Annotated in this window: 11 protein-coding genes; 9 read left to right on the top strand and 2 right to left on the bottom strand. The window is 66.9% G+C overall.

Annotated features, from left to right (window positions below; genetic code table 11):
• Position 1 precedes the first annotated feature (1 nt).
• The 5 genes from BAY15_RS16785 to BAY15_RS16765 are packed head-to-tail and all read left to right on the top strand — an operon-like array spanning position 2 to position 4,583.
• Entirely contained in the window at positions 2-382 is a 381-nt protein-coding gene (locus tag BAY15_RS16785) for an STAS domain-containing protein (protein WP_068854127.1), read from the top strand.
• On the top strand, positions 379-780 hold the full coding sequence (locus BAY15_RS16780) for an ATP-binding protein (protein ID WP_068854126.1): 402 nt from the start codon (positions 379-381) through the stop codon (positions 778-780). Before BAY15_RS16785 ends, BAY15_RS16780 begins: the two co-directional genes overlap by 4 nt.
• Positions 771-1,787 carry an ATP-binding protein gene (locus BAY15_RS16775; RefSeq protein ID WP_068854125.1) on the top strand — a complete coding sequence of 339 codons (1,017 nt, stop codon included), beginning with the start codon at positions 771-773 and terminating at the stop codon, positions 1,785-1,787. The genes BAY15_RS16780 and BAY15_RS16775 overlap by 10 nt, the downstream gene beginning before the upstream one ends.
• Positions 1,784-2,647 (top strand): sensor histidine kinase, encoded by an 864-nt coding sequence (locus tag BAY15_RS16770; RefSeq protein WP_068854124.1) that lies wholly within the window; start codon positions 1,784-1,786, stop codon positions 2,645-2,647. Before BAY15_RS16775 ends, BAY15_RS16770 begins: the two co-directional genes overlap by 4 nt.
• On the top strand, positions 2,634-4,583 hold the full coding sequence (locus BAY15_RS16765; protein ID WP_068854123.1) for a response regulator: 1,950 nt from the start codon (positions 2,634-2,636) through the stop codon (positions 4,581-4,583). Before BAY15_RS16770 ends, BAY15_RS16765 begins: the two co-directional genes overlap by 14 nt.
• Here the strand turns inward: BAY15_RS16765 and BAY15_RS16760 are convergent.
• The gene (locus BAY15_RS16760) at positions 4,577-4,861 is read right to left on the bottom strand and encodes a putative quinol monooxygenase (protein ID WP_068854122.1); all 285 of its coding nucleotides are present in this window, start codon (positions 4,859-4,861) and stop codon (positions 4,577-4,579) included. The two genes, BAY15_RS16765 and BAY15_RS16760, sit on opposite strands and share 7 nt — an antisense overlap.
• 68 nt (positions 4,862-4,929) lie before the next feature.
• Here BAY15_RS16760 and BAY15_RS16755 point away from each other — a divergent pair, with 68 nt between their 5' ends.
• Positions 4,930-6,384: a SulP family inorganic anion transporter gene (locus BAY15_RS16755; RefSeq protein WP_068854121.1), complete on the top strand. Its 1,455-nt coding sequence runs from the start codon at positions 4,930-4,932 to the stop codon at positions 6,382-6,384.
• A 168-nt stretch (positions 6,385-6,552) separates the two neighbouring features.
• Positions 6,553-9,150 (top strand): methyl-accepting chemotaxis protein, encoded by a 2,598-nt coding sequence (locus BAY15_RS19650; protein WP_068854120.1) that lies wholly within the window; start codon positions 6,553-6,555, stop codon positions 9,148-9,150.
• A 57-nt stretch (positions 9,151-9,207) separates the two neighbouring features.
• Here the strand turns inward: BAY15_RS19650 and BAY15_RS16745 are convergent, their stop codons facing one another.
• The gene (locus BAY15_RS16745) at positions 9,208-9,597 is read right to left on the bottom strand and encodes a DUF2628 domain-containing protein (protein ID WP_068854119.1); all 390 of its coding nucleotides are present in this window, start codon (positions 9,595-9,597) and stop codon (positions 9,208-9,210) included.
• Positions 9,598-9,808: 211 nt separating this feature from the next.
• Here BAY15_RS16745 and BAY15_RS19295 point away from each other — a divergent pair, with 211 nt between their 5' ends.
• Positions 9,809-9,973: a hypothetical protein gene (locus BAY15_RS19295; RefSeq protein WP_157771772.1), complete on the top strand. Its 165-nt coding sequence runs from the start codon at positions 9,809-9,811 to the stop codon at positions 9,971-9,973.
• A gap of 400 nt (positions 9,974-10,373) precedes the next feature.
• Entirely contained in the window at positions 10,374-12,278 is a 1,905-nt protein-coding gene (gene mdoH / locus BAY15_RS16740) for a glucans biosynthesis glucosyltransferase MdoH (RefSeq protein ID WP_068854118.1), read from the top strand.
• Positions 12,279-12,303 lie beyond the last annotated feature (25 nt).

The following is a 12,303-nucleotide window of genomic DNA, read 5'->3' as shown; positions in this document are numbered from 1 at the left end:
AATGGACCGCATCCCGATCCTGCAGATGGGCGATCTGCTGCTGGTGACCATCCAGGTGGACATGCATGACCAGCTTGCGCTGACCCTGCAGGACGACCTGACCGAACGTATTCAAAAGACCTCTGCGCGCGGCGTGTTGATCGACATTTCCGCGTTGGACATCGTCGATTCCTTCATTGGCCGGATGATTTCCACCATTTCGTCACTGGCCCGGATCATGGATGCCACCACGGTGGTGGTGGGCATGCAGCCGGCCGTGGCGATCACGCTGGTTGAGCTGGGCCTGACCCTGACCGGGGTGCGCACCGCGCTGAATGTCGAACGTGGCATGGAACTGCTGCGCATGGACCTGCTGCAGCAACCCGACGAAGAGTCGCCATGACCGCCGTCAGTGGATCCTTGCCGATCCGCGTCGAGCAGGACGTGGTGCTGGCACGCCAGGCTGCCCGGCAGGCGGCCGTGGCATGCAGGATGCGGCTCATCGACCAGACCAAACTGGTCACTGCCGCCAGCGAACTGGCCCGCAACGCGGTGATCTATGGCGGCGGTGGCAGCATGGAATGGGAGGTGGTGGACAGCGGCATCCGCCGCGGGCTGCGCCTGGTGTTCTCCGACAATGGTCCCGGCATTCCCGATATCGCCCAGGCCCTGACCGATGGCTGGACCTCGGGCAGCGGCATGGGGCTGGGCCTGTCCGGCTCGCGCCGGCTGGTGGACCAGTTCGAACTGGAGAGCGAACCCGGCAAGGGCACCCGGGTTGCCATCATCAAATGGATCTGAATTTCTCTGGCCGCGTTACCCGGGTCGTGGTGGTGGAAGAGGTCTCGCAGGTAGGGCAGGCCCGGCGCGAAGCGCTGGCCATGGCCGATGGCATCGGCTTCGATGAAATGGATGCTGGCCGGGTGGCCCTGGCCGCCACCGAGCTGGCCACCAATGTGATCAAGCACGGACGCGGCGGGCGCATGTACCTGTCAGTGGTGTGCGGTCGCGGCGGTGAGGGCATCGAACTGTGCACCCTCGATGCCGGGCCGGGCTTCTCGCTGGCGCAGTCCCTGCCTGACGGCTATTCGACCGGCGGTACGCAGGGTTTGGGCCTCGGCGCAATACGGCGCCAGGCCACCGTGCTCGATGCCTGGTCCGACGACAAGGGCTGCGTGGTGGTGGCGCGCGTCTACGCCAGCCGCGTTGCCCGCGACGTGGACGTACCCTACGGTGCGCTGCGCCTGGCCATGCGCCATGAGGTGGCCTGCGGCGACGCCTGGCACCTGCGTGCCGATGCCCAGTCGGTGGCCGTGACGCTGATCGATGGCCTCGGGCACGGGCTGCCGGCGGCCGATGCCGCCCAGGCCGGCGTGGCGGTCGCAGCCGCGCGCGGGGCGGTTGCACCGGCGGACCTGGTCGCGGCGATGCATGCCGGCATGTCCGGTACCCGGGGCGGGGCCGCGGCGGTTGCCAGCGTGGACGTTGCCGGCGGCGCGGTCCAGTTTGCCGGCATCGGCAACATTTCGGCGGGCCTGCACGAGGCGACCACGACCCGTGGCATGGCCTCGCACCCGGGCATCGTCGGGGTGCAGTTCCGCAAGGCGCAACCATTCCATTTTCACGCGCCGGAAGGCACGCTGCTGCTCATGCACAGTGATGGATTGCAGGCGCGTTGGAGCCTGCGCGACTACCCCGGCCTGTTCCATCGCCACCCGGCGCTTATAGTGGCGGTGCTGCAGCGCGATTTCGATCGTGGCCGCGACGACACCGGCATCATCGCCCTGCGGCTCGGAGACCTGCATTGAACGCGCTTCCCCCCGAACAGGAAATCGTCCAGCTGCGCACGCAGGCCGATGCCCTGCGCGCGGAGCTTGAGGAAACCAACCAGGGCGTGCTGGCCCTGTACGCCGAACTGGACCAGCAGGCCGAGCAGCTGCGCGAGGTCTCCGAGCTCAAGAGCCGGTTCCTGTCTTACATGAGCCATGAATTCCGCACGCCGCTGGGCTCGATACTGAGCATGACCCGGCTGCTGGAAGACGGCATGGATGGCCCGCTGACCGAGGAGCAGCGCCGGCAGGTGCGCTTCATCAGCGGCTCGGCGGCCGAGCTGCGCGAAATGGTCGACGACCTGCTGGACCTGGCCAAGATCGAAGCGGGCCGGATCACCATTTCGCCGGCCTGGTTCGACCTGATGGACCTGTTCGCGGCGCTGCGCGGCATGTTCCGGCCCCTCATCGAAGAAAACCGGGTGGACCTGGTGTTCGAAGATCCGCCGGCATTGCCCCTGCTGTACACCGATGACAAGAAGCTGGCGCAGATCCTGCGCAATTTCATTTCCAATGCGCTCAAGTTCACGCCCAACGGCCAGGTGGTGGTGTCGGCCAAGCTGGTCGACGCGCATTCGGTGTGCTTCAGCGTGCGCGACACCGGCATCGGCATTCCGCAGGACCTGCTGCCCACCCTGTTCGAGGATTTCGTGCAGGTGGACACGCCGCTGCAGAAGCGTCTGCGCGGCACCGGCCTGGGCTTGTCGCTGTGCAAGCGCTTTGCCGAGCTGCTGGGCGGCGAGGTGGGGGTGACCAGCGAACTGGGCGTCGGTTCGGAGTTCCATGTGAAGCTGCCGCTGAAGCTGGCTGCCGAGGAGACCGCTGATGCCGACGCGTGACCGGATCCTGATCGTCGACGACAACGCGGCCACCCGCTATTCGGTGCGCCGGGTGCTGGAACACCACGGGTTCCGCGTGGAAGAAGCCGGCACCGGCACCGACGGCCTGGTCCAGCTCAACACGCAGGATTTCGGTGCGCTGGTGCTGGACGTCAACCTGCCCGACATGAGCGGTTTCGACGTGGTGCGCCAGCTGCGCGAAGACCCGCGCATGCAGCTGTTGCCGGTGGTGCATGTCTCGGCCGCCTCGATCGCCACCGGGGACCTCATTACCGGGCTCAACGCCGGTGCCGATGCCTACCTGGTGCACCCGGTGGATCCGGACGTGCTGCTGGCCACGCTGCGCAGCCTGCTGCGTGCGCGCCGCGCCGAAGACGCATTGCGCGACGCCGAAGCGCGTTTCGGCGAGATCTTCCGCCAGATCAATGCACCGATCACCGTCCTGGATGCGCAGCTGCAGGTGCATGAAGCCAACGATGCCTTCAAGCGCCTGCTTGGAGAGGACCTGGGGCCGGGCCGGATCGAGGCCTTGCTGGACCACCAGTTCGGGCCGATGAGCGCGTTGAAGGTGGCGCTGGCCGAAGGTGAGCGTTGGCAGGGCACCTTTGCCCTGCAGGTGCAGGGCAACCGGCGCATGACCGAGTGGCGGGTGACGCCCTACAGCGCTCCTGGCCTCGGCCTGGTGCTGGTCGAAGACATCACCGAGCGCCACGTGCGCGAACTGGAGCAGCGCCAGGAGCTGGAGAGCGCCAACAGCGAGCTGGCCTTCCAGATCGCCGAGCGCGAGCGCACCGAAATGGAGCTGATGCAGGCTCAGAAGATGGATTCGCTCGGCCAGCTGACCGGCGGTATCGCGCATGATTTCAACAACCTGCTGACCACCATCATCTCCGGCCTGGACATGATCGAGATGGCCGCCAGCAGCGGCAAGTGGGACAAGGCAAGCCGTTACGTCGACATCGCCACCGCCTCGGCACACCGCGCCGCGGCGCTGACCCAGCGCATGCTGGCCTTTGCCCGCAAGCAGCCGCTGGACCCGCAGACGTTCGACGTGGTTGCCCGCGTACGCTCGCTGGAAGACATGCTGCGGCGCTCGATCGGCGAGAACATCGAACTGGAACTGGAGCTGGGCGCCGAACCGCTGGTGGCCATGGCCGATCCCAACCAGTTCGAGAACGTCATGCTCAACCTGGTCATCAACGCGCGCGATGCGCTGGCCGGCCAGGGCCTGATCCGCATCCGCGCGGGCCGCGCGAGGGTCGAGCGTGACCACGAGCTGTCGCCGGGCAACTACATCACCATCAAAGTGATCGACAACGGAACCGGCATTCCACTGGACCTGATCAACAAGGTATTCGAACCGTTCTTCACCACCAAGCCGCAGGGCGAGGGCACCGGCCTGGGCCTGTCGATGACCTACGGCTTCGCGCGCCAGTCCGGCGGCAGCGCCCGTATTGCCAGCGAGCAGGGGGAAGGTGCCGAGATCGAACTGCTGTTGCCCGAGGGGCAGCAACAGGTCGAGATGGCGTCTGCGTCCACGGCGCAGGTGCAGGTGCAGCGCGGCCATGCCGAACGCATCCTGCTGGTGGACGACACCGATTCGGTGCGGATGATGGTGCGCGAGATGCTGCTCGAGGTCGGCTACCAGGTCGTGGAAGCCACCAACGCGCAGCAGGCGCTGCTGGAGCTGCATTCAGCGCGGGCCGTGGATCTGTTGTTGTCGGACGTCGGCCTGCCCGGCATGAACGGTCGCGACCTGGCGGATGCCGCGCGCGCGTTGCGCCCGAGCTTGCCGGTGCTGTTCATCACCGGCTATACGGAAAGCGCCGCCGTGCGCAACGAGTTCCTGGGCGAGGGGATGTCGCTGCTGCCCAAGCCGTTCAGCGTGCACGAGCTGCTGCACAGCGTTGGCGCGATGTTCGGCCCCCGTCAGTAACCGCCCACCGGTTCGGTTTCGAACCGTTCGCCGAAGCCGGTGATATGCGGGCGTGCGCGGGCAATGGCCTGCTGCACGCCTGGCAGCGCCAGCGAGGCGTGGTGGAGTTCAGCGCTGTCCCAGACTTCAGTGATCCAGATCGCGTCGGCATTTGCGGGATCCTTGGCCACCACGTAGCTCCGGCATCCCGGCATGGCCTGGGTGCCCTCCAGCAGGATCGCGATGACCGCGTCGCGCTCGCCGGGAGCGATGTTCATCTTTCCGATCAGACCGTACATGGATGCCTTCCTGCTGCTCGAGGGAGGGTCGATGGTATCCTGCGCGCCGTTCTGCCGCCTGGCCCCCCATGTCTGTCTCCTATCCCCCGCGCCAGCAGTGGCTCGGCAACATCCGTGGCGACCTGCTTTCCGGCACCGTGGTCGCCTTGGCGCTCATTCCTGAAGCCATTGCCTTCTCGATCATTGCCGGCGTGGACCCCAAGGTGGGCCTGTATGCGTCGTTCTGCATCGCCGTGGTCACCGCCATCGCAGGCGGCCGGCCAGGCATGATCTCGGCGGCCACCGGCGCAATGGCGCTGGTGATGGTGGACCTGGTGAAGGACCACGGCCTGCAGTATCTGCTGGCCGCGACGATCCTGGCCGGCCTGCTGCAGATCATCGCCGGCGCACTGAAGCTGGGCGCGCTGATGCGGTTCGTGTCGCGTTCGGTGATCACCGGCTTCGTCAACGCACTGGCCATCCTGATTTTCCTGGCACAGATGCCCGAGCTGATCGGGCGCTCGTGGCAGGTGTGGGCGGTGTGCGCGGCGGGGCTGGCCATCATCTACCTGCTGCCGCGGTTGACCCGCGCAGTGCCGTCGCCGCTGGTGGCCATCGTGGTGCTGACCGCGCTGTCGATCGGGCTGCATTGGGAAGTGCGGACCGTGGGCGACATGGGCGCACTGCCCGACAGCCTGCCCACGTTCCTGTTCCCCGATGTGCCGATGACGTGGGACACGCTGGCGCTGCTGCTGCCGGTCTCGGCAACCCTCGCGGTGGTGGGCCTGCTGGAGTCGATGATGACCGCGCAGATCGTCGAGGACATGACCGACACCCCGAGCCAGCGCAACCGTGAGTGCGCCGGCCAGGGCCTGGCCAACATCACCGCTGGCCTGTTCGGCGGCATGGGTGGCTGCGCGATGATCGGGCAGTCGGTCATCAATGTGTCCTCCGGCGGGCGTGGCCGGTTGTCCTGCCTGGTGGCAGGCGTGCTGCTGTTGCTGCTGGTGGTGTACGGGCACGACTGGGTGCGGCAGATTCCCATGGCCGCGTTGGTGGCGGTGATGATCATGGTCAGCATCGGGACCTTCCACTGGCGTTCCTTTGCCGAGTTCCGCGTGCACCCCATGAGCTCCTCGGTGGTGATGGTGGCCACCGTCGTGGTGACCGTGGCCACCCACGACCTGGCCAAGGGCGTGCTGACCGGAGTGCTGCTGTCGGCGTTGTTCTTCGCGCGCAAGGTGGGTCGGCTGCTGGTCGTCACCGACCACACCGATGCCGACGGAGTCCGCACCTACACGGCGACCGGGCAGGTGTTCTTCGCTTCGGCGGGGCAGTTCGGCGAGAGCTTTGATTACCAGGAAGTGCCGGCGCGGGTACGGATCGACCTCAGCCAGGCGCACTTCTGGGACCTGAGTGCGGTTGGCGCACTGGACAGGGTTACCCTCAAACTGCGCGGGCATGGGGCGCAGGTCGAGGTGATCGGACTCAATGCCGCCAGCCAGACGTTGGTGGAGCGGCTGGGTGGCCGTACGCCTCACTGAACCCGGTCAGGATCCGGCGCTCAACATCTCCAGCACAGGGCCGCTACCAGCGTATGACCCGACCTGCATGTGCGTTGCACCGTGCCGGGCGGGCCGCAATGGACTGCGTGACGTAGTAGCGGTGCCCTCGGGCGCGCGCTGTTCTGTACTCCTGCCTGGAACACCCCCATGTCCACGTCCCGCCCGTCCGCTTCCAAGCGTCCCGGCAGCATCGCCAACCGGCTGATGCTCGGAACCGCGCTGATCGCCATGCTCTGCTTCGGCGTGACCGCCGCCCTCAGTTACCGCGAAGCCAGCCAGGCGCTGCTCGAATCGTCGCGGCGGACCATGGAAAGCCAGGCCGAGGCCGAATCGCGCCGGGTCGGTGCCGACCTGGCCGCCGCGTTTTCCACCAGCCAGGCACTGGCCGACAGCCTGGTGGTGCAGCACCGCGCTGCCACCCTGTCGCGCGCGACTGCCGCACAGGTGCTGCACCAGCAGCTGCAATCGCACCCGGAATGGGTGGGCCTGGGCACGCTGTGGGAACCGCAGGCCTTCGATGGCAGGGACGCCGACTTCGTCGGTGCCGAAGCCCACGATGCCACCGGCCGCTTCATGAGCTACTGGGCCTGGCAGGACGGCGCGCCGGTGCAGGATGTACTCAAGGGCTATGACGTCCCCGGCGATGGTGACTGGTACCTGCGCCCGCGTGAGCTCAAGCGGCAGGCCGTGAGCGAGCCGTACCGTTATGAGATCGGCGGCAGGCAGGTGCTGATGACCACGCTGTCGACCCCGGTGCTCGACAACGGACAGTTCCTGGGCGCGGTCACCGTGGACTTCGGCCTGGCTGCACTGCAGGAGCGTCTGGCGGCGCTGCGCCCGATGGGGCAGGGCCATGTCGAACTCATCTCGCCCGGCGGCATCGTGCTGGCCGCGCAGGATGCCAAGCAGATCGGCCAGCGCCGCGACGATGCCGTCACTGCGCAGGTCCTTGCAGCCGTGGCGCGTGACCAGCGCTTCGAGGCGTTCACTCCGGATGCCGCAGGCAACGTGAAAGCGTATGTGCCGCTGCGCATCGGTGGCAGCCAAGAGCGGTTCGCGCTGGGCGTGATCGTGCCGTATGCGCTGATCACCGAACAGGCGCGCTCGCTGCTGTGGATCATCCTCGGCGTTGGCCTGGGCGCGGCACTGGTGCTCAGCGCCAGCGTATACGTGCTGCTGCGCCGCCAGGCGATCCGCCCGCTTGCCGATGCCGTGCGGCTCTCGGCGGATGTGGCCGAAGGCCGCCTGGACACCCCGCTGCCGTCGCCACGCGACGACGAGGTTGGCCGCCTGTTGGAGTCCATGCAGCGCATGCGCGGCCAGCTGCGCGCGGTGATGGCCGCGCAGGGCGAGATGGCGCAACGCCATGAAGCCGGCGAACTCGGCTACCGGATGGATGCGCAGGCCTTCCCGGGCGCGTACGGGCGCATGGTCGAAGACACCAACCAGCTGGTGGGCGCCAACATTGCCGTCACCCGTCGCCTGGTCGAGGTAATGCAGCGCTATGCGGTAGGCGATCTGTCGCAGGACATGGACCGCCTGCCCGGCGACCAGGCCGTGTTCACCGATGCAATGGACACCACCAAGGCCAACCTGCGCGCGATCAATACCCAGATCCGCGACCTGGCCGGTGCCGCCGCGCGCGGCGACTTCAGCCAGCGCGGCGATGGGGTGCGCTTCGACCACGACTTCCGCGCCATGGTCGAAAACCTCAACACCATGATGCAGGTGAGCGACGACAACCTGCAGCAGATCTCCGCGCTGCTGCGCGCGATCGCCGCCGGCGACCTCACCGCACGCATGCACGGCCAGTTCCACGGCGTGTTCGCGCAGATGCGCGACGATGCCGATACCACCGTGACCCAGCTGACCGACATCGTCGGTCGTATCCAGCAGGCGACCGACAGCATCAACCTGGCGGCGGGCGAAATCGCCTCGGGCAACAGCGATCTGTCGCGCCGTACCGAACAGCAGGCCGCGAGCCTGGAGGAAACCGCCGCGTCGATGGAGGAACTGACCTCCACCGTGCGCCAGAACGCCGACCACGCCGTACAGGCCAACCAGCTGGCGGCCGGTGCTGCCAACGTGGCCGAACAGGGCGGGCAGGTGGTGGGCCAGGTGGTGACCACCATGGCCGGAATCGAGGCCGCGTCCAAGCGCATCGCCGAGATCATCTCGGTGATCGATGGGATCGCCTTCCAGACCAACATCCTGGCGCTCAACGCCGCCGTGGAAGCGGCGCGCGCCGGTGAGCAGGGCCGCGGCTTTGCGGTGGTGGCCTCGGAAGTGCGCGCGCTGGCGCAGCGCTCGGCCGGTGCGGCCAAGGAGATCAAGCAGTTGATCGACGATTCGGTGGAGCAGGTCGCCGAAGGCTCGGCGCTGGTGCAGACCGCCGGGCGCACCATGGAAGAGATCGTTACCGGCGTGCGCCGGGTCAACGACATCATGGCCGAGATTTCCGCCGCCTCGAAGGAGCAGTCCGCCGGCATCGAGCAGGTCAACCAGACCATCACCCAGATGGACGAAACCACCCAGCAGAATGCGGCGCTGGTGGAAGAAGCCACCGCGGCGGCGCGGGCGATGGAAGAGCAGGCCCAGCACCTGGGCAAGGCCGTGGCGATCTTCCGCACCGGCGCGGCTGCGCCGGCCGCAGCGCCTGCGGCACCGCGCAAGGCCGTCGGCCAGAAGCGGGCCCCGATGCGTGCAGCAGCGGCAGCGGTCGAGACCGAATGGGAAACCTTCTGAGCAGCAAAAAGCCCGGTCAATCGACCGGGCTTTTCAGGTGAGGCGAGCTGCGGGGGTTTACCAGCGCATGCCCTGGAAGGGATTCCAGCTGGTGTCGCCCTTCACCTTTTCCAGGTAGTAGTTGTAGTTGGTGGTGAGCGCAATGAACAGCGACCACGCAATCGCGATGCCACGGCCGATCGGGTCGGGCAGGAATGCCAGCACCACGCCGAGCACCAGGGTCAGGCCCAGGATCGTCAGGGCCTTGCGCCACATGCCCAGGATGAAGAGGTAGATGCAGCCGAAGAACAGGGCGAAGAAGTTGAAGTTGACCTTGACCTTCTGCCCGAACGGCAGCGCCTTGTAGGCGGCCTTGAAGGCCGGCGAGTTTGGCGCCCCGTGGGCATTGAAGAAGTCGAACCGGAACTGCCACTTGGGGCTGAAGGATGACGCGATGTTGGAATCCATATCCACTTTATGATGTTGAAAACGGTTACATGATAGTCGCTGACTATTGAAAAGCGCCAGTTTTCGGGCGCGCATCAGTGCTGACGCATTCCGGCGTAGGCGACGTCACACATTCGTCCACAAATTCATATAGGGTTCGCATTCCTCGCGGCATGGGTGCCGCGCGGGTGTATTGGAAGCGATCGAGAGTCAGACCATGTCGAGTGTTGTGATGTCCCCTGAGCGTCCTGAAGCCGGCCCGCGCATCCTGCCGTGCCCGGTTGCCACCCAGGCGCAGCATCTGCTGGCACAGCTGCAGTTTTCCCATGTCGGTTCGCGCGCGCTGGCGCGCCTGCCGGTGGAGAGCGATGTGGCCGTGGACGCCACCCCGGCCTGAAGCGGGTTCATGCCCCCCGGTTGAGCGCCGGTCTGCGCAGTTCCAAGCCGGGTGCGTCTGTCCCCGGCCTTCCTGCCCAGGCGCCCCTGAGGCGCCTTCTGCCAGGGGTTACCCTACGCCCTGAATAGGGAAAGTCTTACGGCACAAGGCCTGCAGCCGTTTGTCGCAATCAGCCCGTTCGAGGGCTTGCGCAAGTTTGCTGAATGGGGAGAAATACCCCGAAAGCCCCTTCGCGCGCGGCTTACATTTGGCCCCCTATGCTGGGCCGCATTTTTCGCCTCAGTGCCGTTGGAGAGTTCGTGGGTTCCGGTAGTCACAGACATCAGCAGGGCGCCGGCCACGGCCACGCCGCTGCAGGACAGGGCAGCACTGGCGGGAAGCGCACGCAGGGTAGCCGCGCATGAGTGTGCAGACCGTCAACGCCGTGATCGATGCCGGCCGCCCGGTGCTGCCCGTCGAAAGCCCGATGGGCATGCCCGAACAGACCTTTACCCACGGCCGCCTGCTGACGCCGCGCCAGCGCACCGCGCCGCGCATGATCGCGCTGCGCCGCTTCTACATCTTCGGCGGCACGGCGGCCATGACCGTGGCCGCCACCCACATGATGTGGAAGGTGCTGGCTACCAATGGCATCACCGTACTGGAAGGCTGCCTGCTGGTGCTGTTCGTAGCGTTGTTCGCCTGGATCGCGCTGTCCTTTGCCGGTGCCCTGGCCGGGTTCCTCACCGCCGTGTTCGACCGTGGCTACAAGCTGGGCATCGACCCGGACCAGCCGCTGCCGCAGGTGCATACCCGCACCGCGCTGCTGATGCCGACCTACAACGAAGATCCGCGCCGCCTGCTGGCCGGCCTGCAGGCCATCTATGAGTCGGTGGCCGCTACCGGGCAACTGGAGCAGTTCGATTTCTTCGTGCTCAGCGATACCCGGCGCGAGGACATCGGTGCGGCCGAGGAACAGGCGTTCGCCGAGCTGTGCGACGCGGTCGGTGGGCATGATCGCCTGTTCTACCGGCGCCGTGGCGACAACAGCGGGCGCAAGGCCGGCAACATCGCCGACTGGGTGCGCCGTTTTGGCGGCGGTTACCCGCAGATGCTGATCCTGGACGCCGACAGCCTGATGACCGGCGACACCATCGTGCGGCTGGTGGCGGGCATGGAGCACAACCCGGACGTGGGCCTGATCCAGACCCTGCCGGCGGTGATTGGTGGCCGCACCCTGTTCGCGCGTATGCAGCAGTTTGGCGGACGCGTGTACGGCCCGGTGATCGGGCGCGGCGTGGCCTGGTGGCACGGCGCGGAAAGCAATTACTGGGGCCATAACGCGGTGATCCGTACCGAGGCCTTTGCCGAGAACGCCGGCCTGCCGCCGTTGCCGGGCCGGCAGCCGTTTGGTGGCCACGTACTGAGCCACGATTTCGTCGAGGCGGCGTTGATGCGTCGCGGTGGCTGGGCCACCCATATGGTGCCCTACCTCAAGGGCAGCTATGAAGAAGGTCCGCCGACCCTGACCGACATGCTGGTGCGCGACCGCCGCTGGTGCCAGGGCAACCTGCAGCACGCCAAGGTGGTGGGTTCGCGTGGCCTGCACTGGGTCAGCCGCATGCACATGATGATCGGCATCGGCCATTACTTCACCGCGCCGATGTGGGCGATGCTGATGCTGATCGGCATTGCCATCCCGCTGTTCCAGGGCGGTATCGATTTCAGCGAAGTGCTGCACATGTCGCCGGGCCTGTACTGGCGCCAGCAGGATGAAACCCAGGTGATCCGCATGTTCGCCATCACCATGGCGGTGCTGTTGCTGCCCAAGGTGCTGGGCTACATCGCGATGTTGATCGACCCGGCCGAGCGCCGCGGTTGCGGCGGGGGCATCCGCGCATTCGTGTCGATGCTGCTGGAAACCGTGCTGGCCGCGCTGATGGCGCCGGTGGTGATGTACGTGCAGTCGCGCGGCGTGGCCGAAGTGCTGGCCGGCAAGGATTCGGGCTGGGATGCACAGCAGCGCGACGACGGCGGCATTTCCTGGCCGGCGCTGATCAAGGGCTACGGTGGCCTGAGCGTGTTCGGGTTGTTCATGGGCGTGCTGGCCTATGCGGTATCGCCGGCGCTGGCCGCCTGGATGGCGCCGGTGGTGGTGGGCATGGTGCTGGCCATTCCGGTGGTCGCGTTGACTTCCGGGCGCCGCGCCGGCGACCTGCTGCACCGCCTGCGCCTGATGGAAATCCCGGAAGAGACCACCCCGCCGACCATCCTGCAGCGCGCCGCCGAACTGCGCCGCGCCGCTGCCCAACGCGCCGCCCCCTGACATCTGGCCCCATAATGCGGCCAGA

Origin of the sequence: Stenotrophomonas rhizophila (assembly GCF_001704155.1) — a bacterium.
Classification (GTDB): domain Bacteria; phylum Pseudomonadota; class Gammaproteobacteria; order Xanthomonadales; family Xanthomonadaceae; genus Stenotrophomonas; species Stenotrophomonas rhizophila_A.
This window is presented reverse-complemented; position numbering and strand designations above follow the sequence as displayed.